Source organism: Streptomyces sp. NBC_00328 (assembly GCF_036139655.1).
Lineage (GTDB): Bacteria > Actinomycetota > Actinomycetes > Streptomycetales > Streptomycetaceae > Streptomyces.
This window is the reverse complement of sequence record NZ_CP108013.1, coordinates 7,475,379-7,497,970: the sequence shown is the minus strand read 5'-3', so window position 1 is coordinate 7,497,970 and position 22,592 is coordinate 7,475,379. Positions and strand designations below refer to the sequence as shown.

Annotated in this window: 17 protein-coding genes; 8 read left to right on the top strand and 9 right to left on the bottom strand. The window is 72.0% G+C overall.

All coding sequences use genetic code 11. From position 1 onward, the window contains the following. Positions 1 to 186: 186 nt before the first annotated feature. Positions 187 to 1,062, bottom strand: coding sequence for a LysR family transcriptional regulator (locus OG485_RS32795; RefSeq protein ID WP_328672192.1), 876 nt, complete (start codon positions 1,060 to 1,062; stop codon positions 187 to 189). 122 nt (positions 1,063 to 1,184) lie between these two features. Between OG485_RS32795 and OG485_RS32790 the strand changes: the two genes are divergently transcribed. From OG485_RS32790 to OG485_RS32780, 3 genes are all read left to right on the top strand, one after another. Then, positions 1,185 to 2,183 carry an NADP-dependent oxidoreductase gene (locus OG485_RS32790; RefSeq protein WP_328672191.1) on the top strand — a complete coding sequence of 333 codons (999 nt, stop codon included), beginning with the start codon at positions 1,185 to 1,187 and terminating at the stop codon, positions 2,181 to 2,183. Between the two features lie 54 nt (positions 2,184 to 2,237). Further along, positions 2,238 to 2,528 carry a nuclear transport factor 2 family protein gene (locus tag OG485_RS32785; protein ID WP_328672190.1) on the top strand — a complete coding sequence of 97 codons (291 nt, stop codon included), beginning with the start codon at positions 2,238 to 2,240 and terminating at the stop codon, positions 2,526 to 2,528. A 549-nt stretch (positions 2,529 to 3,077) separates the two neighbouring features. Next, positions 3,078 to 3,518 carry an SRPBCC family protein gene (locus OG485_RS32780; RefSeq protein ID WP_328672189.1) on the top strand — a complete coding sequence of 147 codons (441 nt, stop codon included), beginning with the start codon at positions 3,078 to 3,080 and terminating at the stop codon, positions 3,516 to 3,518. A 1-nt stretch (position 3,519) separates the two neighbouring features. Here the strand turns inward: OG485_RS32780 and OG485_RS32775 are convergent, their stop codons facing one another. From OG485_RS32775 to OG485_RS32750, 6 genes are all read right to left on the bottom strand, one after another. After that, positions 3,520 to 4,695 carry a glycoside hydrolase family 6 protein gene (locus OG485_RS32775; RefSeq protein ID WP_328672188.1) on the bottom strand — a complete coding sequence of 392 codons (1,176 nt, stop codon included), beginning with the start codon at positions 4,693 to 4,695 and terminating at the stop codon, positions 3,520 to 3,522. A 144-nt stretch (positions 4,696 to 4,839) separates the two neighbouring features. Continuing rightward, a complete protein-coding gene (locus OG485_RS32770; protein ID WP_328672187.1) occupies positions 4,840 to 5,994 on the bottom strand; it encodes an XdhC/CoxI family protein in 1,155 nt (384 codons plus the stop codon). A gap of 43 nt (positions 5,995 to 6,037) precedes the next feature. Continuing rightward, positions 6,038 to 7,495: an NCS2 family permease gene (locus OG485_RS32765; RefSeq protein ID WP_328672186.1), complete on the bottom strand. Its 1,458-nt coding sequence runs from the start codon at positions 7,493 to 7,495 to the stop codon at positions 6,038 to 6,040. Positions 7,496 to 7,778: 283 nt separating this feature from the next. Further along, complete coding sequence (locus OG485_RS32760; protein WP_328672185.1) at positions 7,779 to 10,166, bottom strand: xanthine dehydrogenase family protein molybdopterin-binding subunit; 2,388 nt, start codon at positions 10,164 to 10,166, stop codon at positions 7,779 to 7,781. 2 nt (positions 10,167 to 10,168) lie between these two features. Next, the gene (locus tag OG485_RS32755; RefSeq protein ID WP_328672184.1) at positions 10,169 to 10,771 is read right to left on the bottom strand and encodes a (2Fe-2S)-binding protein; all 603 of its coding nucleotides are present in this window, start codon (positions 10,769 to 10,771) and stop codon (positions 10,169 to 10,171) included. Next, positions 10,771 to 11,661, bottom strand: a complete 891-nt coding sequence (locus OG485_RS32750) for an FAD binding domain-containing protein (protein WP_328672183.1) — start codon at positions 11,659 to 11,661, stop codon at positions 10,771 to 10,773. Before OG485_RS32750 ends, OG485_RS32755 begins: the two co-directional genes overlap by 1 nt. A 461-nt stretch (positions 11,662 to 12,122) precedes the next feature. Here OG485_RS32750 and OG485_RS32745 point away from each other — a divergent pair, with 461 nt between their 5' ends. Both OG485_RS32745 and OG485_RS32740 read left to right on the top strand, forming a co-directional pair. Continuing rightward, the gene (locus OG485_RS32745; protein WP_328672182.1) at positions 12,123 to 13,796 is read left to right on the top strand and encodes a PucR family transcriptional regulator; all 1,674 of its coding nucleotides are present in this window, start codon (positions 12,123 to 12,125) and stop codon (positions 13,794 to 13,796) included. Positions 13,797 to 13,932: 136 nt separating this feature from the next. Continuing rightward, positions 13,933 to 14,712: a hypothetical protein gene (locus OG485_RS32740; protein ID WP_328672181.1), complete on the top strand. Its 780-nt coding sequence runs from the start codon at positions 13,933 to 13,935 to the stop codon at positions 14,710 to 14,712. Positions 14,713 to 15,111: 399 nt separating this feature from the next. On the opposite strand, the gene OG485_RS32735 is transcribed toward OG485_RS32740, so the two are convergent. Beyond that, the gene (locus OG485_RS32735; RefSeq protein WP_443048956.1) at positions 15,112 to 16,026 is read right to left on the bottom strand and encodes an FCD domain-containing protein; all 915 of its coding nucleotides are present in this window, start codon (positions 16,024 to 16,026) and stop codon (positions 15,112 to 15,114) included. A gap of 380 nt (positions 16,027 to 16,406) precedes the next feature. Here OG485_RS32735 and OG485_RS32730 point away from each other — a divergent pair, with 380 nt between their 5' ends. Then, positions 16,407 to 17,318 carry a (2Fe-2S)-binding protein gene (locus OG485_RS32730; protein ID WP_328672180.1) on the top strand — a complete coding sequence of 304 codons (912 nt, stop codon included), beginning with the start codon at positions 16,407 to 16,409 and terminating at the stop codon, positions 17,316 to 17,318. A gap of 400 nt (positions 17,319 to 17,718) precedes the next feature. Further along, positions 17,719 to 18,747 (top strand): DUF2637 domain-containing protein, encoded by a 1,029-nt coding sequence (locus tag OG485_RS32725; protein ID WP_328672179.1) that lies wholly within the window; start codon positions 17,719 to 17,721, stop codon positions 18,745 to 18,747. 72 nt (positions 18,748 to 18,819) lie between these two features. On the opposite strand, the gene OG485_RS32720 is transcribed toward OG485_RS32725, so the two are convergent. After that, complete coding sequence (locus tag OG485_RS32720) at positions 18,820 to 19,218, bottom strand: ATP-binding protein (protein ID WP_328674747.1); 399 nt, start codon at positions 19,216 to 19,218, stop codon at positions 18,820 to 18,822. A 269-nt stretch (positions 19,219 to 19,487) separates the two neighbouring features. Between OG485_RS32720 and OG485_RS32715 the strand changes: the two genes are divergently transcribed. Beyond that, positions 19,488 to 22,553, top strand: coding sequence for an alpha-mannosidase (locus tag OG485_RS32715; RefSeq protein ID WP_328672178.1), 3,066 nt, complete (start codon positions 19,488 to 19,490; stop codon positions 22,551 to 22,553). Positions 22,554 to 22,592: the final 39 nt, after the last annotated feature.

Sequence of the window (22,592 nt, the reverse complement as noted above, 5' to 3'; positions counted from 1 at the left end):
CCCCGCACCCGCACGCGATACGGCGACGGTTCCTGGCCGATACGACGTGCTTGATCGCAGTTCCATGGGGTCGGCCGCTGAGCCGGCACCACCTGACCCCGAGCGATACCGGCAGATGCGCGACGGACACGGCCCGCGGAGCACCGCTTGGTGCAGTTCAGCGCCAAGCGGTTCGGCTGGTCCCGGTCAGGCTGCCAGGGAGGTCAGGACGGCCTTGGCCGCTAGCCGGAGATTCCTGATCATCGGATTAGGGTCGCCCTTGCGGCTGACCAGGACGACCTGGCTGGGGGGAGCGCCCTCGATCGGGACGGTGACGAGGTCGGGACGCAGTGAGCTACGCCGATCGCCGACCGGTAGCACGGCGATCGCCCTGCCACTCGCGACGAGTTCGAGCTTGTCCTCGTAGCTCTCGATCGGCGGCACACCGGCCCCGAGGATCCGGTAGGAAGTCCAGTCCGCGGTCGCGAACGCGCACGGCGCCGCCTCCTCGCCGGCCAGTTCTTCCGCGGTCACCGACGCGCGGTCGGCCAGGGGATGGCCGCGCGGGACCACGAGCATCCGGGGCTCCTCGTACAGCGGGGTGGTGAACACGTCGTCGGCGGCGAGCGGCAGCGGGGCCCGCGTGATCAGGGCGTCGACGCGCTTGTCGGACAGCGCCCCGACGTCGCGGCAGCTCAGATGCCGGGTGGCGATCTCGGCGTCCGGGTAACGGCGGCGCAGTTCCCGTACGGCGGCAGTGATCACCAGGTCTTCGACGTAGCCGATGGCGATTCGTTCGGTCTCGGCTTGTTCACGCACGGCCAGCTCGGCCTGGCGGGCGGCCTGCAGCAGCGCTTGGGCCTGGGGGAGGAACGTCTGTCCGGCCGGAGTGAGCCGGGTGCCCTGGGGTGTGCGGTCCAGCAGGCGTACGCCGAGATACTTCTCGAGCCGTTGGATCTGGCGGCTCAGCGCCGGCTGGGCCACGTGCAAGTCGGCGGCGGCCCGGCCGAAGTGCTGGTGCACCGCCACCACGGTGAAGTAGCGCACCAGCCGCAGCTCCAGGTCCTGTCCGAGATCGTTCACTCTTCCAGCGTACGCGTCATGCCGTTTCGGAATGATCAGGTTGCCGAACCGGTCTTGGACGGTCATGCCGTCCTGGGCCTTGACTGAAGGAGCAATGTTTCCCCAGGAAAGCGACAGGTGCGATGAAGGCGATCCAGTTCCACGAAGCGGGCGGGCCGGAAGTTCTGCGGTATGACGAGGTGCCGGTTCCCGAGATCGGCCCGGGCGAGGTGCTCGTCCGGGTGCACGCGGCGGGCATCAACCCGCCGGACTGGTACCTGCGTGAGGGGATGAAGGTCATGCCGGCCGAGATGAGGCCGGCGCTGGAGTTCCCCCTGATCCCCGGAACGGACATGTCGGGCGTGGTCCAGGCGGTCGCTCCGGACGTGTCGGGGTTCGCCGTCGGTGACGAGGTCTTCGGCATGCTGCGGTTCCCCGGATTCGACGGCCGGACGTACGCCGAGTACGTGGCCGCGCCGGCTTCGGACCTGGCTCACAAGCCGGCCGGTATTGACCATGTGCAGGCGGCTGGGGCGCCGATGGCCGTGCTTACGGCCTGGCAGTACCTGGTTGAGCTCGGCCACGACGTGCCGTCTCCTTTCACCGGCCAGGTGCACCGGCCGGTGCCGATCACGCCAGGGATGACCGTGCTGGTCAACGGGGCCGCCGGTGGAGTGGGCCACTTCGCGGTGCAGCTGGCGAAATGGAAGGGGGCACACGTCATCGCGGTGGCCTCGGGCCGGCACGAGCAGTTCCTGCGCAAGCTCGGCACCGATGAGTTCATCGACTACACCACGACGCAGGCCGCGGACGTGGTCAGCGGCGTCGACCTGGTGATCGACACCGTCGGTGGCCCGGACAGCTCACGCTTCCTGACCGTGCTCAAGCGCGGCGGCACCATGCTTCCGGTGTTCTTCGCCCAGTACGACCCGGAAGAGACGGCGCGTCTGGGCATCACAGTCTCGAACATTCAGGTGCGTTCCAACGGCCCCCAGCTCGCCGAGATCGGGCACCTGTTCGGCGAGGGCAAGCTCCAGGTCGGGGTGGACAGCACCTACCCGCTGCCCGAGGCGGGCAGCGCACACACGCGAGCCGCGCAGGGCCACCTCCAAGGCAAGATCGTGCTGACGGTGGTCTCGTGATCGCCGAACCCCAGCAGGCGGTGGCGAACTACGCCCACGCCCTGGACGAGCTGAATGCCCGGACAGAGAGTGCTCGGCCCGGTCGCCGGACGCGCGGCGGTGCTCGACGTCATCCGTGACGGGCACACGGCCCAGGCCGGAAGGGTGCTGCACCACCTGGGCAATGTCGTGGTCACGACGACGGACGCCGCTACCGCTGAGGTGCGGGCCTGTCTGGTGCAGACGAGGAACACCGGCGAGAGCATCCAGATGATCTCAACCGGGGTCTGCACGTTCGGCCTGCGCCGGTCCGACGGTGGGTGGCGGATCGCCGAGCTCACCCTGACGCTGGACAACGCCTTTTAGGGCGGGGCCAGGCAGTGTGTCCGGCGGATCATCGGGTGCCGGCCGACGGCGCCCGGGTACCGATTGGGCCGACGACGAACGACACGGCCCTCTGTAGGGAGATGCCCAGCCGGTCGACGCGTTGTTGAACGCCAGCAGGTTCGGCTGCCTTCTGACAGATCGAGCAGGCAGTCGGGGACAGTCAGAGTGGTGATGGCCGTTCCGGCGGCCGCGGGGGTCAGATCCTGGACGTAGAGAGCAAGTACGACGAGTCCCGCCACGTGTGCCGCGGCCTGCGAGGTGCCGACGACCGTTGTGTTCGCCCTATGGTCCCTCGGCTCCGGGATCGTGTGCTTGACCCGGCTTTTTCACAGGGCGGGAACGACCGGAGGAACCGTCCGGCAAGCCGTGAGCACCGGGCGAGGGCGTCCCGCGAACCGGCGGCAGCACGTTCGGACCGTCATCGGCGTGTCCCCCGGACCGTCGTCGGCCTGCTCCACGGATCCTCGGCAGCATGTCCCGCGGTGGGTTCGTCTCCGGTCCCGGCCTTCCGGCGCCTACGATCATGCCGTGGTCCTCTTCGTCCTGGAACGCGTGTCCCGGCACTCCGTCGCCGAGAGCTGGCGGCGGCTGACCGACTGGCCCCGGCACGCGGACGTCGTCCCGCTGACCCGGGTCGCCGTGCGCACCCCGGCGCCGACGCGGGAGGGCACGGTCTTCGTGGCACGGTCGGGGCTCGGGCGGCTCGCGTTCGACGACCCGATGGAGGTCGTCGCGTGGAGCCCGCCGGGCGGCGGGGTCCCGGGAACGTGCCGGCTGGTCAAGCGCGGCACGTTCGTCACGGGCTGGGCCGAGTTCGAGGTGCACCCGGCGGACGGCGGCGGTTCACGGGTGGTCTGGCGGGAGGACCTGAGCGTGCGCGCCCTGCCCGCCCTCGCCGACCGCCCGCTGGGGTGGTCGGCGCGGTGGATGTTCGGGCGGGCGGTGGACGGGTTGCTGGGGCGGGAGTAGTTCAGTCTCCTGGAAGAAGCGGCGGCTCGGCCGACTGGACCAGTTCCAGGGCCTGTTGCGGGAACCAGTCGCCCGCCTTGGGGTCGACCGTGCCGCGCTCGGGGTCCTCGGGCCCCGCGGTTCCGCGCAGGCAGAGGCCGTCCGACTCACCGGGTGTCTTGATCCACAGCCGGGCGTCCTGGAGCGGGTCGCCGGTGCGCAGCGTGGGGCGGGCGCCGAGGCCGCGGTCCGGCGGGTTGCACCAGTCCTGCGCGTCCGTGTACTTGCCTGCCGGCGGGGTCCAGGGGCCGCGGCCGTTGCGGCTGGAGTCCGTGACGAAGTGCTTCATCCGGGACGGCGGGGTCGACACCTGCGCGTCGAGCCAGGTCTGCGCGTCGGCGCGCGGCCACCACTGGTTGGGGCACTGGGCGACGTCACCACCGCTGTCGGCGTAGGCCAGGCAGGACGAGATGAGCTTGCCGTACCAGGAGTCGGCGTCGTCGGTGTGGTAGTTCGAGGCGTTGGTGTAGAAGCCGGAGGCGCGTGCCACCCCGCCCTCGATCAGGCGCGGCACGATGGAGTTGACGGAGTGCCAGCCCGGGTGCCCGGTGTCGAGATAGACCTTCGTCCCGCGCAGTGGTTCCAGGGCGTCGACCGCGTAGTTGACCTCCGCGTAGCGCGCGGTCGTCTTCGTGCCCTGCGCGTCGTCCTGGCCGCAGTCGGAGGGCAGCAGGGCGAGGGCGTCGGGTTCGAGGGTGACGATCGCGTCGCCGCGGCCGATCCCGCGGGCCACCGCGTCGATCCACGCCTGGTACTCGGCGGTGTCCGCGGCGCCGCCCGCCGAGTAGTTGGAGCAGTCCCGGCCGGGAATGTCGTACAGCGCCAGCGCTGGAACCGCGCCGTCACGTCCCGCGTCGCGCACCACCGCGCGGACCTCCTTCTCCACCTCGGCCGGCGTCTGGTCACCGAACCACACGGCCTGCGGGGTGTTCACCATCGCCACGATGCCCGCCGCGTCGCGCAGCCGTCCGGCCCGGGCGAGGCCGAGGGCCTGCCGGTACGCCGCCGGGTTGGCGTCGGGGACGTACAGCGACGGTGTGCGGCCGGCCGCCTCGGCGGCGTGCGCCGGTGGTACGGCGAACAGGGCTGCCAGTCCGACGGACAGAGCGGCGAGCCAGGTGGGGGTGCGTCGTCTCATACGGGTTCACTCCGGGGTCGCAACGGTCACGAGGGACTTGCGGGAGCGCTCCCACAGGAGGTTCGCCGAGAGGCGCGCGTGCGTCAATACAGGGCGCGGAAGAACACGCACGGAAACCGCGGAACGACCCGGAGGCGGGCGCCCTCAGGCCACCGACCCGATACGGCGCACCGGATCCGAGGGGGTGTCGTGGTGGATGGGGGTGTGCGCCCCGGTGAGGGAGACTCCGCTTCCACCGCGCCGGTCGGCCACGATCTCCGCCGCGATCGACAGTGCCGTCTCCTCGGGGGTCCGCGCCCCCAGGTCCAGGCCGATCGGCGACCTGAGGCGGGCCAGCTCGATCTCGGTGACGCCGACCTCGCGCAGCCTCTCGTTGCGGTCCAGGTGAGTGCGGCGCGAGCCCATGGCGCCGACGTACGCCACCGGGAGCCGCAGCGCGAGCCGGAGCAGCGGGACGTCGAACTTGGCGTCGTGGGTGAGGACGCACAGGACGGTGCGGGAGTCGACCTCCGTGCGCTCCAGATAGCGGTGGGGCCATTCCACGACGATCTCGTCCGCCCCGGGGAAGCGGGCCGCCGTCGCGAAGACCGGGCGGGCGTCGCACACCGTCACCCGGTAGCCCAGGAACTTGCCCACGCGGACCAGGGCCGAGGCGAAGTCGATGGCGCCGAAGACGATCATGCGCGGGGGCGGGACCGAGGACTCCACCAGGACCGTGAGCGGCGCTCCGCAACGAGAGCCCTGCTCTCCGATCTCCACGGTGGCGGTGCGGCCGGCGTCCAGCAGGGCCGCCGCCTCGCCCGCCACCGTACGGTCGAGTCCGGGGTGGGCCCCGAAACCGCCCTCGTGGGAGCCGTCGGGACGTACGACGAGGGCGCGGCCCATCAGCTCGGCGGGCCCGCTCACGACGCGGGCGAGCGCCGCCGCCTCGCCGCGCGCCGCTCCGGCCAGGGCCGTCGCGAGCACCGTCCGGCGGGCGGTGTCGTGCGAGCGGACCGGGGTGACCAGGATGTCGATGACGCCGCCGCAGGTCAGGCCGACCGCGAAGGCGTCGTCGTCGCTGTAGCCGAAGCGTTCGAGGACGGTCTCGCCGTCCTCCAGCGCCTGTGTGCACAGGTCGTAGACCGCACCTTCCACGCAACCGCCCGAGACCGAGCCGATCGCCGTGCCGTCGGAGCCGACGGCGAGAGCGGCGCCGGGCCTGCGGGGCGCGCTGCCGCCGACCGCCACCACGGTGGCGACGGCGAAGTCGCGGCCCTGCTCGACCCACCGGTGCAGTTCTTCGGCGATGTCCAGCATGTCTCGGTCTCCTTGGCAGCGGTTGCGTGGAAGGGGCTCGGCGTCAGCGGACGCCCAGCCAGCCCTCGATGGGGTGGAGCGCGAAGTACACGAAGAAGACCGCCGTCAGACCCCACATGAAGGCCCCGATCTCCCGGGCCCGGCCCTGGGCGGTCTTGACGGCGACGTAGCTGATCACACCGGCCGCCACGCCCGCGGTGATCGAATAGGTGAACGGCATGATCACGACCGTCAGGAAGACCGGGACGGCGGTGGCGCGGTCGGCCCAGTCGACGTGGCGCGCGTTCGTCATCATCATGGCGCCGATGACCACCAGGGCCGCCGCCGCGATCTCGCCCGGCACGATCGCCGTGAGCGGGGTGAAGAACAGGCAGGCCGCGAAGAAGAGGCCGGTGACGACGGAGGAGAGGCCGGTACGGGCCCCTTCGCCGACGCCGGTCGCGGACTCGACGAAGACCGTCTGGCCGGACGCTCCGGCCACTCCGCCGACCGCTCCGCCCGCGCCGTCGATGAACAGCGCCTTCGACAGACCGGGCATCCGGCCCCGGTCGTCGGCCAGTCCGGCCTCGGTGCCCACCCCGATGATCGTGGCCATCGCGTCGAAGAACCCGGCGAGCACCAGAGTGAAGACGATCAGGCCGACCGTCATGGCGCCGACGTGGCTCCAGCCGCCGAACTCGACCTTGCCGAAGAGCGAGAAGTCCGGCATCGAGACGGCGCTGCCGTGCAGTTCGGGGGCGCCGCCGGCCCACTGGCCGGGGTCGATGACACCGGTGGCGTCGAGGAGGACGGAGACGGCCGTGCCGGAGACGATGCCGATGAGGATCGCGCCGGGGACACCGCGCGCCTGGAGCGCGAAGATCAGCAGCAGGGTCGCGGCGAAGAGCAGCACCGGCCAGCCCGCGAGTTCGCCGGTGGGGCCGAGAGTGAGCGGGGTCGCCCTGCCCTGGTGCACGAAGCCGGCCTTGACCAGGCCGATCAGCGCGATGAACAGGCCGATCCCCATGGTGATGGCGTGCTTGAGCGCCAGCGGGATCGCGTTCATGATCATCTCGCGCAGCCCGGTGACGACCAGGAGCATGATGACCGCGCCGTACATCACGCACATGCCCATGGCCTGCGGCCAGGTCATCTGCGGGACGACCTGCGAGGAGAGCACCCCGGACACCGAGAGTCCGGCGGCCAGGGCGAGCGGCACCTTGCCGACGAATCCCATGAGAAGGGTGGTGAAGGCCGCCGCGAACGCGGTCGCGGTGATCAGCGCCTTCTGGCCGAGTGCGTCCCCCGCCACGTCCTTGCCGGACAGGATGAGGGGGTTGAGCAGCAGGATGTACGCCATCGCCATGAAGGTGGTGACACCGCCGCGCACCTCACGCGCGATCGAGCTGTCCCGCTGGGAAATGTGGAAGTACCGGTCGAGCCAAGACCGTCCGGCCGGAACGCGGCCGCCCGCGCCCGCGTCCTGCGCGGTGGTCTTCGGCTCCAGTGACTGCTGGGTCATGTGGGCCTGCTCCCAAGGTTCAAAGGGACACCCGGACAGCCGTCCTGACGGCTGGTCAGCCGCGTGCGCGGCTGCGGGATTTGGGAAGGTGCTTCGGCCGCACGACCCGGGGGACGGCCCGAGACGAACGAGAGGAACGAGAGGAACTCTGTTGCTGTACGTGGTTGTTGCTTGCTGCTTTTTTGCGGCTCCCGGTCCCGCGAGCGGTGCGGTGGCCGGGTGCTCCGGGCGGCGCGGTGAAGTGTGACGTTCCCGTCGCCGCCCGGAGAGATGTGTCCGGCGCCTACGCGGTTCCCGTGAGGTGTTCGGGGCGTACCGGCGTCCGGTCGAGCTCCAGACCCGTCGCGTTCCGGATCGCCGCGAGGACGGCCGGGGTGGAGGACAGGGTCGGGGCCTCGCCGACGCCACGGAGCCCGTAGGGGGCGTGGTCGTCGGCGAGTTCGAGCACGTCGACGGGGATGGTCGGCGTGTCGAGGATGGTGGGGATCAGGTAGTCCGTGAAGGAGGGGTTGCGCACCTTCGCGGTCTTCGGGTCGACGATGATCTCTTCCATGACCGCGATGCCCAGGCCCTGGGTGGTACCACCCTGGATCTGGCCGATGACGGACAGCGGGTTGAGCGCCTTGCCGACGTCCTGGGCGCAGGCCAGTTCGATGACCTTGACCAGGCCGAGTTCGGTGTCCACCTCGACGACGGCGCGGTGCGCGGCGAACGAGTACTGGACATGGCCGTTGCCCTGCCCGGTACGCAGGTCGAAGGCCTCGGTCGGCCGGTGCCGCCACTCGGCCTCGACCTCGACGGCCTCCGACTCGAGCACGTCGGCGAGATCGGCGAGGACCTCGCCGCCGTCGGTGACGACCTTGCCTCCCTCCAGCAGGAGTTCGGCCGTGGCCCACGCGGGGTGGTACGTGCCGAACTTGCGGCGGCCGATCTCCAGGACCTTCTCGCGGACCAGCTCGCAGGAGTTCCTGACGGCGCCGCCGGTGACGTACGTCTGACGCGAGGCGGACGTCGAACCGGCGCTGCCCACCCGGGTGTCGGCCGGCTGGATGGTCACCTGCGCGACGCCCAGTTCGGTGCGGGCGATCTGCGCGTGGACGGTGACGCCGCCCTGGCCGACCTCCGCCATCGCGGTGTGCACGGTGGCGACCGGCACGCCGCCGACGACCTCCATGCGGACCCGGGCGGTCGAGTAGTCGTCGAAGCCCTCGGAGAAGCCGACGTTCTTGATGCCGACGGCGTACCCGATCCCGCGGACGACGCTCTCGCCGTGCGTGGTGTTGGACAGACCGCCGGGCAGTTGCCGTACGTCGGCCTCCTCGCCCGCGGAGAGCCACTGCCGCTCCGGCGGCAGGGGCATCGCCTTGACACGGCGCAGGAGTTCGGCGACCGGGGCCGGTGAGTCGACGCGCTGCCCGGTCGGCAGGAGCGAGCCCTGTTCCATCGCGTTGAGCTGACGGAAAGCGACCCGGTCCATGCCCACCTCGTCGGCGAGCTTGTCCATCTGGGCCTCGTACGCGAAGCACGCCTGGACCGCGCCGAAGCCGCGCATGGCTCCGCAGGGCGGGTTGTTGGTGTAGAGCGCGATGGCCTCGATGTCGACGTCGTCGACCACGTACGGGCCGACGCCGAGCGAGGCGGCGTTGCCGACGACCGCCGGGGAGGCCGACGCGTACGCGCCGCCGTCGAGCACGATCCGCGCCTTGACGTGCGTGAGCCTGCCGTCCTTGGTCGCCCCGTGCTCGTAGGTGAGCTTGGCGGGGTGGCGGTGGACGTGTCCGAAGAAGGACTCGAAACGGTTGTAGACGATCTTGACGGGCTTGCCGGTGCGCAGGGCCAGCAGGCAGGCGTGGATCTGCATCGACAGGTCCTCGCGGCCGCCGAACGCGCCGCCGACCCCGGAGAGGGTCATCCGGACCTTGTCCTCGGGCAGGCCGAGCACCGGGGCGATCTGGCGCAGGTCGGAGTGCAGCCACTGGGTGGCGATGTAGAGCTCGACGCCGCCGTCCTCACAGGGCACGGCGAGCCCGGACTCGGGGCCGAGGAAGGCCTGGTCCTGCATGCCGAAGGTGTACTCGCCCCGGACGACGAAGTCGGCCTTCCTCGCGGCCTCTTCGACGTCGCCGCGGACGATCGGCTGGCGGTGCACGATGTTCGGGTGCGGGACGTGGCCGATGTGGTGGTCGTCGCGGCCCTCGTGGACGAGGACCGCGCCGGGCGCGGTCGCGGACGCCTCGTCCGTGATCACCGGCAGCTCGCGGTACTCCACCTTGATCTTGGCGGCGGCGCGGCGCGCGGTCTCCGGGTGGTCGGCGGCGACGATGGCGACCGGCTCGCCGTGGTGGCGTACCTTGCCGTGCGCGAGGACCGGGGTGTCCTGGATCTCCAGGCCGTAGTTCTTCACGTCGGTGGGCAGGTCGTCGTACGTCATGACGGCGTACACGCCGGCCTGTGCGAGGGCCTCGGAGGTGTCGATGGACACGATCTCGGCGTGGGCGACCGTGGAGCGCAGGATCTGGCCCCACAGCATGTCCTCGTGCCACATGTCGGAGGAGTACGCGAACTCGCCGGTGACCTTGAGGGTGCCGTCCGGGCGGAGCGTGGACTCGCCGATGCCGCCCCTGGTCCGGGAGCCCTGCGTGATGTTCGTGGGTGTTCCGGTCGTTCCCATGATCAGACCGCCTCGGACTGCCGGGCGGCCGCGAGGCGGACCGCGTCCATGATCTTCTCGTAGCCGGTGCAGCGGCACAGGTTGCCCGAGAGCGCCTCGCGGATATCCGCGTCGGTCGGGTTCGGGGTGCGCTCCAGCATCTCGTCCGCCGCGATGAGCAGACCCGGGGTGCAGAAGCCGCACTGGACGGCTCCGGCGTCGATGAACGCCTGCTGGACGGGCGAGAGTTCGTCGCCCTCGCCGGTCTGCGAGTCGTGCCCCCTGGCGGCCCAGCTCTGGGCCTCGTCGAGCGAAATACCCGTCGCCTCGGCCGTGTTGCAGGAACCCGTCGCGCAACCGGTGTGCTCCGCCCGCTGCTTGGCGAAGTCGGCCAGCCCTTCGACGGTGACGACCTCGCGGCCCTCCACCTGGCCGGCGGCGACCAGACAGGAACACACCGGCACACCGTCCAGACGGACCGTGCAGGAGCCGCACTCGCCCTGCTCGCAGGCGTTCTTGGAACCGGGCAGGCCGAGACGCTCGCGCAGGACGTACAGGAGGCTCTCGCCCTCCCAGACGTCGTCGGCCTCCTGCCTGCGGCCGTTGACCGTGAAGTTGACACGCATTACGCGACTCCCTCCGTGCGGGCGGCGGTGCCGCGGTAGGACTCCCAGGTCCAGGTCAGCGTGCGACGGGCCATGACACCGACCGCGTGGCGGCGGTAGCTCGCCGTGCCGCGGACGTCGTCGATCGGGTTGCAGGCGGCGGAGCACAGCACGGCGAACTGCTTGGCCACCGAAGGGGTGATGATCTTGCCGTTGTCCCAGAAGCCGCCCTCGTCGAGCGCCGCGTTCAGGAACTCCTCGGCGGTCCTCGCGCGGACCGGGGTCGGCGCGGCCGAGCCGATGCCGGTGCGGACCGTACGGGTCTCGGGGTGCAGGGCCAGACCGAAGGCGCACACCGCGATCACCATGGCGTTGCGGGTGCCGACCTTGGAGAACTGCTGCGGTCCGTCCGCCTTCTTGATGTGGACGGCGCGGATCAGCTCGTCGGGCGCGAGCGCGTTGCGCTTCACGCCGGTGTAGAAGTCGTCGATCGGGATCAGCCGCGAACCGCGAACCGACTGGGCCTCGACCTCGGCACCCGCCGCGAGGAGGGCGGGGTGGGCGTCGCCGGCCGGGGAGGCGGTGCCGAGGTTGCCGCCGACGCCGCCGCGGTTGCGGATCTGCGGGGAGGCCACCGTGTGGGAGGCGAGAGCCAGCCCGGGAAGCTCACGGCGCAGGTTCTCCATGATCCGGGTGTACGGAACGGAGGCGCCCAGGCGCACGCTGCTCTCGCCGGCCTCCCACTCGCTCAGCTCGCCGATGCGGTTCAGGTCGAGGAGGTACTCGGGCCTGCGGTGATCGAAGTTGATCTCGACCATCACATCGGTGCCACCCGCAATCGGCACAGCGGCCGGGTGCTCGGCCTTGGCGGCGAGCGCCTCCTCCCAACTGGCGGGGCGAAGGAAGTCCATGAGTGGCTCTCTTCATTCGTGTCGTGGGTGTGGTGATCAAGCCAGATCGGGTGCGGCGTCCTCGGCTCGGTCATGAGGTCTCAACAGCGGAGTGGGGTCAGTACACAGCGGTGTCCGGCACCGGGGTCAGTCACCGAAACCATGAAGGAGTTCGCTGGCCAGCGCGCGCATCTTGTAGATTCGTATGAACCGAGGCCATCGGCAACCTCCTCGTTTTCCTCCGGAAACAGTCGGCCGGTCCTCTGGAAACAATCGGCCGGTCCTCCGGAAACAGACGGCCCGGCCCTCCGGAAACAGGGACACGCACCGTGGAAACGGGGCACGGCCCTCCGGAACCGAAGGCCCAGGGGCGGTACCGCAGGTTTCCCGGAACCCACGGACAGCTCCGCGGAGCCCGGGAGGCCGACGGGCCCTCCACCGATCCATCGTAGATTTCGAGACAAAGAACGGCGGCGACGAGAATGCGGCTGCGCGCACTGCTGGACACGGACGCGCTGGGCCTGCGGCTGCTCGGCGGCGAGGACGAGCTGGACCGCACCGTACGCGGTGTGATGACCACCGACCTCAAGGACCCGAGCCGCTATCTGTCGGGCGGCGAACTGGTCCTCACCGGCCTCGCCTGGCGGCACGACGCCGAGGACTCCGAGCCGTTCGTCCGCATCCTCGCGAGCGCCGGGGTCGCGGCCCTGGCCGCGGGCGAGGCGGAGCTCGGCGACATCCCCGACGACCTGGTCGTGGCCTGCGCCCGGCACCGGCTGCCGCTGTTCGCCGTGAACGAGTCGGTCGCCTTCGCCACGATCACCGAGCACGTCGTGCGCCAGGTCTCGGGCGAGCGCGCCGGGGATCTGGCCGCCGTGGTCGAGCGGCACCGGCGGATGATGACCTCGGGCCCGGCGGGCGGCGGCCCCGACGTGGTCCTCGACCTCCTCGGCACCGACCTCGACCTGCGCGCCTGGGTCCTCTCGCCCGCCGGACGGCCCATCGCGGGCTCGAAGCTCGCGGGCGGCGCGCTGCCCGCGGGGACCCGCGCCGAGCTGGCCGCTGCGCATCTCACGGCGGTCCGCGGCGGGCGCCGGGGACCGCACCGGGTGACGGTGGGCCCGGCGATGTACTCGCTCTTCCCGGTCCGCTCCGCCGGGCGCGCCCCGGGCGCCCTCCGCGACGTCCGCGAGACGGTGCTCTCCGACTGGCTGCTCGCCGTCGAGGCGGACGCCGGGGACTGGCCCGAGGAGCGGCTCGACCTGCTCCAGGGCGTCACCCAGCTCATCGCGGTGGAGCGGGACCGGCGGGACGCGGCGCGCACGGTGCGCCGACGGCTCGCACAGGAAGTCCTGGAACTCGTCCAGACGGGGGCCGCCCCCGCCGAGATCGCGGCCCGGCTGCGGGTCGCGGCGCCGGTGCTGCTGCCGGGCCTCGGCGCGGCCCCGCACTGGCAGGTCGTGGTGGCGCGCGTCGAGTGGGACGGCGGCGAGATCGAGGGCGGCCCGGTCGCCCAGGTACTGCTGGAGGAGATCCTCGTCGACCCGCTGTCGCCGGGGCCGGAGCACTCCGACCGGATCGCCGTCGCCCATACGGGTGCGGAGGCGGTCGCGCTCGTCCCCCTTCCGGCGGTCTCCTCCGAGGAGGAGGGCCCCGAGCCCGGTCTGCACGCCGACACGCTGCTGACGGCCGTACGGGAGCCGTTGTCGGCCGGGCTGAACGACGACGGCCGGCTCACCATCGGCGTCAGCGCGGCCGTCCACTCGGCCGAGGGGCTGCGCGGCGCCCTGGAGGAGGCACGGCACGCCCGCCGGGTCGCCGCGGCCCGCCCCGGACGGGTCTGCGCCGCCGGGCACCAGGAGCTGGCCTCGCACGTCCTGCTGCTGCCGTTCGTCCCGGACGACGTGCGCCGCGCCTTCACCGCCCGTCTGCTGGACCCGCTGCGCGAGTACGACGGCCGGCACCGCGCGGAGCTGATCCCGACCCTGGAGGCGTTCCTCGACTGCGACGGCTCCTGGACGCGCTGCGCGGCCCGTCTGCACCTCCACGTCAACACGCTGCGCTACCGCGTCGGCCGTATCGAGCAGTTGACGAGTCGTGATCTGTCGCGCCTGGAAGACAAGTTGGACTTCTTCCTGGCACTGCGGATGAGCTGACCCCAGGAGCCCCGTGCGGCCCGGCGCGGGATCGATGACTTTGTGAAATCCTTCACCTACCCCCTTGGCCGGGCCCGGTGATCCGTGCTGAGATGCCACCACTCAACAGCTCAATGGCGTGCTCGGGGAGGGCAACGTGGCGCATACCGCCATGTCTGGTACCGGAACGACTGCAGGGGACGATCCACTCCAGACCGCGGTATGGCGGCTGCGCTCGCGCGCCTGCTGGGCCGACGCGGCCGCGCTGATCCAGCCGCGCGCGGCGGGGCCGGCGCTCCAGAGAGCGTCGCTCCTGGTCGAGCGCTGTCTCTACACCGAGCAGGGCTGGGCCGAGGCGGAGGACGCGCTGCGCACGGCCGAGGCACTCGCACAGAGCGACGACGAGCGGGGCGCGGCCGCCTGCGAGCGGGGCCAACTCGCGTACGCGGCCACCCTGCTGGGCGTGCGCGACCGGGCCGACGAGGCGCGTGCGGCGCTCGGCCGGGCCGCGGCGCTGCTCGCGCCGGGCGCGCCCGGCCGGGCACTGCTGGACTTCCGGCGCGGACTGCTCGCCGAGAACCTCGCGCACGCTCCGCAGGCGGCCCGCGCCGCGTACCGGCGGGCGCATGCGGGCGCTACGGCCCAGAACGACGCGCTGCTGCTGTCCTTCACCTGGCGGCACCTCGCCGGACTCGCCTTGCGTGAAGGGGAGTTGGCGGAGGCCCGGCACGGCTTCGCCGAATCCCTGCGGATCCGGGAGGAGCTCGGTTACCTGGTCGGTACGGCGCCGGCGCTGGCGTCGCTCGCCGACGCCGAGACCGAGCCGGAGGCCTCGCGGCTGCGGGCTGAGGCCGGACGGCTGTTCCGGCTGCTCGGGGGCGTCCCCCTGTGGCTGGCGGACCAGTTGACCCCGGCGCCACCCGCCGCTACGGCCTGACCGTCCGGGCCTGCCTGAGCAAGTGACCCCGTACGAAGGGGCGCCCGACGGACTCCCGGCGGGCGCCCCTTCGACGTGACGGCACCCGACGGGACGAGCACGCGGGGCCCCGGGCTCCGGGCCCGGTGTGCTCGGGCCACTGAAGCCGAACGGAGCCGGACGGCCAAGCGACGGACGGCGTCGGAAAGCGCCGGAGGCGGCGGAAGCGGCAGGGTCGGCGGGGTACCTCGCCCGCGACCGGTCAGTACGCGCCGGGACCGGCGGGGTGCCGTACCCGCGGCCGGTCAGAAGGCGCCGGAGTCGGCAAAGTGACGCGGCCGGACAGGAGGCGCCGGGGCCGGCCGGGTGCCGTACCCGCGGCCGGTCAGGGGCGCCGGGGTCGGCGAGGTGCCGCGGCGGTCAGGGCGCGCCGGTGAAGTGCTCCCGTACCAGCATCTGGACGACCGCCAGGTCCTCGGCGATCAACGCGTCCAGCAGCGCGGCGTGTTCGGCCGCGTCGGCCACCAGGTCGGCGCGGCCCCGGGAGACGGTACCGCCGACGAGCGGCCACTGGGCACGGCGGTGCAGATCGTCGGCGATGCGCACCAACTGCGCGTTGCCCGCGAGGGCGAGGACCGCACGGTGGAAGGAACGGTCGGACTCCGCGTAGGTCACACGGCAGCCCGAGGAGGCGGCCCGCACGGTGGCCTCGGCGAGCGGGCGCAGCTCGGCCCAGCGGGCGGCGGGCACGGTTCGCGCGAGCCGGAGCATCACCGGGACCTCGATCAGGCCCCGGATCTCGGCGAGTTCGGCCAGTTCCCGGGTGCCGCGCTCGATGACGCGGAAGCCCCGGTTGGGGACGACCTCGACGGCACCTTCGAGGGCGAGTTGCTGCATCGCCTCCCGGACGGGCGTCGCCGACACCCCGAAGCGCTCGCCGAGCGCGGGCGCCGAGTACACCTCGCCGGGAGCGAGTTCACCCGCGACGAGCGCGGTACGCAGGGCGTCGACGATCTGCCCCCGGACGGAGGCGCGCTGCACGAGGGGGCGGGCGGCCTCCGCGCGGACGGCGGGGCGGGCCTCCTCGGCGTGCGTGGGGCGGGCGTTCGGCTGACGTACGGCCGGACGGGTCTCCTCGGTGTGCGCGGGCCGCGCGCCCCCGGCGTCCGCTCCCGGCCGGGCCCGGTCCGCGTGCGCGGGACCGGCGCTCTCCGGCCGTCCGGCGGGGCGCGTCTCGTCGGCGGGTGCGGGCCTGCCGTTCCCGGGGTTCGCGCCGGGGCGGGTGTCGTCCGTGCGTACGGCTGCGCGGGTGTCCTCGGTGCGCGGGTGCGGGATCGGGGCCTCGCTGTGCGTGTGCTCACCGCGGGCCGATGCCAGGACCACGGGGCGGGCGCCGGCCGGCCCGGCACCGGGACCGTCGCCCACGACGCCCGCGGGCACTCCCCTGACCCGTCCCGCGTCCGAGGGCCCCGGCTGCCGCGGGACCCGGAAGGCGTCCCCGTGGATGTCCGGGACCCACGCCCCGGTGGAGCCGTGCGCGCCGCGCGGGCCGGTCTGCTCCACGGTTCCTCCTCCGGGTCGTCGGTACTGGGGTCAAGGCGTCGATTGTTACTGGCCCGTCAAGCACGATAGGCGCACACGGCCCCAGTTCAAACACCCGGACGACAGGGTAAGGTAAGGCTTACCTGCTAACGATCGTGAAGCGATGGTTTCGCATGTCCACTCCCACGCTGTCGGCCGACGCCGCCACGACCGCCCCGGCGGCCACGACCGTTGTGGCCGGTTTTGGCACGCCGGCCGCCGCCGTGTCGCCCTTCGCCGACGCCTACGCGCGGCTGGGCGAGGCCTTCCCCGGCCTGGGCGTCACCGAGCTGGGAGCGGGTGAAGCGGCCCCGCGGGGCCCGGGTTGGGCCGCCGCCGCCCGGCTCGCCGAGGGCGGGCCGGACCTCGACGCGTTTCTCGCCTGGGACGAGGCCCAGGTGCTCCGGGACTACGGCGCGCGGGCACGGCCCGACGTGGTGGCCGGTTTCGGACTGCACCGGTACGCCTGGCCGGCCTGCCTGCTGATCACCGTTCCGTGGTTCCTCCGGCGCCGGGTGCCCCGCCTGCCTGTGGAGGACGTCACATTCCAGCGTGAGCAAGGCCGGATGGCCGTCCGGATCACCACGTTCGCCTGCCTGCCGGACGACCCGGCCGCCGCCCTGCCGGGTGCCCGGGTCGTGCCGGACGAGGAGGCGCTGCGCGCGGAGGTGCGCGCCGCGGTGGCCGAGCACCTGGAGCCCGTCCTCGGCGGATTCGGGCCGCGGATGCGACGGCGCGGCCGGGCGCTGTGGGGCATGGCCACGGACGAGATCGTCGAGGGCCTCTGGTACGTCGCCGGCCTGCTCGGCGAGGAGCGGCGCGCGATGCGCGAGCTGGAACTGCTGCTGCCGGACTCGACCCGGCCGTACGTCGGCTCGGCGGCCTTCCGCGAACTGACGGGTCCGGACGGGCAGTCCCTGCCCACCCGCGACCGGGTGAGCTGCTGCCTCTTCTACACCGTGCGCCCCGAGGACACCTGCGGCACCTGTCCGCGCACCTGCGACACGGCCCGCGTCGCCAAGTTGACCACCGCCGACGCGGGTTGAGACGACCGGGGCGAGAGCGCGACCGTACGCCGCCCCGCGATCAGAACCGGTCCCGGTACCCCCGGACCGCCCGAGCGCCCGAGCGCCCGAGCACCCGAGCACCCGAGCACCCGAGCACCCGAGCACCCGAGCACCCGAGCGGCGGACGCGGCCCGTCCGCGGATCACAGGTACTTCACACATTCCTCACTTGTCCCAGGAACTTTCCGCGGAACCATCCGTATGGGTAGTCTTAATTCGTACTCAACTCCCGTCCCTCGTGCGGCAGTTCGAGCAGAAAGTCGCCCTGCGTACCTTCTTGCACTTCCTTGGCGGCCTCTTGCCCCGAAACCCCCTGAGGGCCGATGTGATTGGGCCACTATGGCGGGCGTTACGCCCTATCCCAATGCAAGGGACCCCCGATGAGACTGACCGACATATCGCTGAACTGGCTGCTTCCAGGCGCCGTTCTGCTCCTGGGCCTGCTGGCGGCGGTGGCGGTGCTCGCACGCGGCAAGCGGTCCGGGGACAGCGCGAGCAGCGACGACTCGTGGGAGCGCACCGAGGAGCGCCGCAGGCGTAAGGAGGCCGTCTACGGCACGGCCTCCTATGTCCTGCTGTTCTGCTGTGCCGCCGTCGCGGCGGCACTCTCCTTCCACGGCCTGGTCGGCTTCGGCCAGCAGAACCTCGGCCTCTCCAACGGCTGGGAGTACCTCGTCCCGTTCGGCCTGGACGGGGCGGCGATGTTCTGTTCCGTCCTCGCGGTGCGCGAGGCCAGCCACGGTGACGCGGCGCTCGGCTCCCGCATACTCGTGTGGACCTTCGCGGGTGCCGCGGCCTGGTTCAACTGGGTGCACGCGCCCCGGGGCGTGGACCACGCCGGCGCTCCGCAGTTCTTCGCGGGGATGTCCCTGTCGGCCGCCGTCCTGTTCGACCGGGCCCTGAAGCAGACCCGTCGGGCCGCCCTGCGCGAGCAGGGCCTGGTGCCGCGTCCACTGCCGCAGATCCGTATAGTCCGCTGGCTGCGTGCCCCGCGTGAGACGTACAGCGCGTGGTCACTGATGCTCCTGGAGAACGTCCGGTCCCTGGACGAGGCCGTGGACGAGGTGCGCGAGGACCGGCGCCAGAAGGAGCAGACCCGACTGCGCCGCCGCAACGAGGAGCGGGTCGAGCGAGCGCACCTCAAGGCGCTCAGCCGCGGCTTCCCCGGCCGTGGCGCCGCCCGGGAACTGGAGACCACCGTGGAGCGGGCACCCGCCGGGACCTCCACGGAGCCCGCCATATCCACCGCGGAGCAGCTGCCCGTACGATCGCGGCCCTCCCTCACCCCCGTCCGCAAGAGCGCTGAGCCGATCACCGTCGACCTCACCACGGAGGACGACACGATGGCCCTGCCCCGGCTCGACTCCCTGGAGCGCAAGCTCAAGGACCTTGAACAGCAGTTCGGCTGAGCCGGACGAGGCCCGGGCAGCCTGTCCGGCGCTCCGGACAGGCCCGGCCACGACAACGGCGACGCGGTGTTCCTACACCGCGTCGCCGTTCAGTTCGAACCACACCGCCTTGCCCACCCCGTGCGACCGTACGCCCCACGCGTCCGCCAGGGACTGGACGAGGACGAGACCTCTGCCGTGCGTACCGTCGTCGGCGTTCGGTACGCGCAGTCGGGGCCTGCGTCCCACGAAGTCCCGGACCTCCACGCGCAGTCCGCGCGGTCCGATCGTCGCGGTCAGAACGGCGTCGTCGTCCGTGTGGATCAGCGCGTTGGTGACGAGCTCACTGGTCAGGAGCTCAGCCGTCTCGGCCCTGCCCGGCTTCCCCCAGTGCCGTAAGTGCTCCCTCAGCGCCTTGCGCGCCTCGGGCACCGCCCGCAGATCCGCCTTGCCCAGCCGGCGCCGGAACTGCGCGCCGTCCGGTTCGTCCATCGCCCCGTCGGATGCTTCCTCCACTGGATCGGTGGAGTAGGCCCCCTTGGTCATGGGACCACCTCCTGGTGCCTGCCGCTTCATGACCCCCGCCTGCGTGCCGATGTCGGTTCCCCTCTGCTCGAACACGTTCACGGGATCCATGCCCTCATCGAGAACGTGACAGTCATGTCGAATCATCAACCAGCCCCCGTACGGGCGCGGGTGCGCGAGCCGCGCGCGGGGAAGTGAAGGGGTCGACAGAGCCGTCCGAGCACCGAGGAGCCGCCGTGCACGACGACCGTTCGCTGGTGGAGGCCCGTCTGGAGCGCGCGCTGCGGCAGTTCCTGCGCCCCGCGCAGTACGGGGACCGGGTGCCGCTCACGCTTTCCGCGTGGCACGCGCCGGGCGAGCCGGTGCCCGTCGGGCAGGCGCTCCAGGCCTCCTACGAGCCCTTCACGGCCGGCACGGCCTGGGGAAAGCCCTGGTCGACGAGCTGGTTCCGCATCGAGGGCCGGGTGCCCGAGGAATGGGCGGGCCGCCTCGTGGAAGTAGTGATCGACCCCGGGTTCACCGGGGACGGGCCCGGATTCCAGGCGGAGGGACTGCTGTACGACACCGCCGGCGTCCCCCTCAAGGGCATCCACCCGCGCAACCGCCACCTGACGGTCGGGGCACCGGCGAGGGGAGGCGAGGCGGTGCGCCTGCTGCTGGAGGCGGCGGCGAACCCCGCCGTCCTGCACGGCTTCGAGCCCACCCCTCTGGGAGACGTGCTGACCGCCGGGGATGGGCCGATCTACCGATTCGCGGCTGCCGACCTCGCCGTACTGGACGAGGACGTGTGGCATCTGGTCCTCGACGCCGAGGTCCTCTCGGAGCTGATGTACGAGCTGGACCCGCAGCGGCCACGACGGCACGAGATCCTGCGCGCCCTGGAGAACATGCTCGACGCCCTCGATCTGCACGACGTGTCCGGCACGGCCGCGGCGGCACGGGCCGAGCTGACGGAGGTGCTGTCGCGGCCCGCGTCCGCCAGCGCGCACCGTGTCTCGGCGACCGGACACGCGCACATCGACTCGGCGTGGCTGTGGCCGCTGCGCGAGACGGTCCGCAAGGCTTCCCGGACCTTCGCCAACGTCACCGCGCTGGCCATCGACTACCCGGAGCTGGTCTTCTCCTGCTCCCAGGCACAGCAGTACGCCTGGGTCGAGGAGCACCAGCCGCACATCTGGGAGCGCATCAAGAAGGCGGTGCGGGAGGGCAATTGGGCCCCCGTGGGGTCGATGTGGGTGGAGTCCGACGCCAACATGCCCGGCGGTGAGGCGCTGGCCCGGCAGATCGTGCACGGCAAACGATTCTTCCGGGAGGAACTGGGGGTCGAGACCGAGGAGATCTGGCTGCCGGACTCCTTCGGCTACACGGCCGCCTTCCCGCAACTGGCGAAGCTCGCCGGCGTCCGCTGGTTCCTCACCCAGAAGCTGAGCTGGAACCAGACCAACAAGATGCCCCACCACACCTTCTGGTGGGAGGGCATCGACGGCACCCGGGTCTTCACCCACTTCCCGCCCGTGGACACCTACAACTCGCAGTTCCACGGCAGCGAACTCGCCCACGCGGAGCGCAACTTCGCGGAGAAGGGCCTGGCGTCCCGCTCACTCGTCCCGTTCGGCTGGGGCGACGGCGGGGGCGGCCCGACCCGCGAAATGCTGGAGAAGGCACGCCGGTTGCGGTCCCTGGAGGGCTCGCCCACGGTCCGGATCGAGAAACCGGAGGCGTTCTTCGCCGCCGCCGAGGAAGAGTACGGGGCCCACGCGCCGGTGTGGTCGGGCGAGCTGTACCTGGAACTGCACCGGGCCACCTACACCACGCAGGCCAAGACCAAGCAGGGCAACCGCCGCTCCGAACACGCCCTGCGTGAAGCCGAGTTGTGGTGCGCGACGGCCGCCGTGCGCGATCCGTCGTACACCTACCCGTACGACGCCCTGGACCGGCTCTGGAAGACCGTGCTGCTGCACCAGTTCCACGACATCCTGCCCGGCTCCTCGATCGCCTGGGTGCACCGGGAGGCACGCGAGACGTACGCACGGGTGCTCGCGGAGCTGGAGGAGATCACCGCGGAGGCGGTACGGGCGCTGGGGTCCGGTTCGCCGGCGGTACTGAACGCCTCGCCCTACGAGCGGACCGAGGTGGTCGGGGACGCGCTGGTCACGGTGCCGGGGCTGGGCGGCGCCGCCGTGTCCACCGGGCCGGGGCCCACCGTCCGGGCCGCACACGACGACGGCGTCATCGTGCTGGAGAACGACCGGCTGCGGGTACGGATCGACGCCGACGGGCTGCTGACCTCCGTACGGGACCTCGCGCACGGCCGGGAGGTGCTGTGCGGTCCCGGCAATCTGCTCCAGCTCCACCCCGACCATCCCAACGCCTGGGACGCCTGGGACATCGACCGGCACTACCGGCGCACCCGCACGGACCTGACGTCCGCCGAGTCGGTGGAGCTGGTGGAGAGCGGGCCGCTGCGGGCGGCCGTGCGCGTCACCCGCGTCCTCGGCTCCTCCCGGATCACCCAGGAGATCCGGCTGACGGCAGCGAGCCGCCGGCTGGACATCGTGACCGACGTCGACTGGCAGGAGTCGGAGAAGGTCCTCAAGGCCGCTTTCCCGCTCGACGTCCAGGCCGAACGGTCCGCCGCCGAGATCCAGTTCGGGCACGTCCACCGCCCCACCCACGCCAACACCGGCTGGGACGCGGCCCGTTTCGAGATCTGCGCCCACCGCTGGCTGCGGGTCGCGGAGGAGTCGTACGGCGTCGCGGTGCTCAACGACTCGACGTACGGCCACGACGTGACCCGTACCCCGCATGCCGAGGGCCTCGGCACCACCGTACGGCTGACCCTGCTGCGCGCCCCGCACAGCCCGGACCCTTCGACCGATCTCGGCACGCACCGGTTCACGTACGCGCTGCTGCCGGGGGCCGGCGTCGGGGACGCCGTGGCGGAAGGACTCGCGCTCAATCTGCCACTGCGCCAGGCCGCGGCGACGGCGCCCGAACCGCTGGTGAGCGTCGCCGACCCGGCCGTCACCGTCGAGTCGGTCAAGCTCGCGGAGGACCGCAGCGGCGACGTGGTGGTGCGGCTGTACGAGTCACGGGGCGGGCGGGCCCGCGCGAAGGTGACCGCCGGTTTCCCGGTCTCCCGGACCGAGGTGACCGACCTGCTGGAACGCCCGCTGCGCGAGGCCCCGCCGGAGATCGAGCTGCGGCCGTTCCAGATCCTCACCCTGCGACTGCGGCCCGCCCGCCCGCTGGACCCACCCGCTGGTGCCACGGCACAGGAAGGGGTAAGGACGCTCCCGTGAAGTGGGAACCATCCCAGGCCTTCTGACCTCTCATCATGG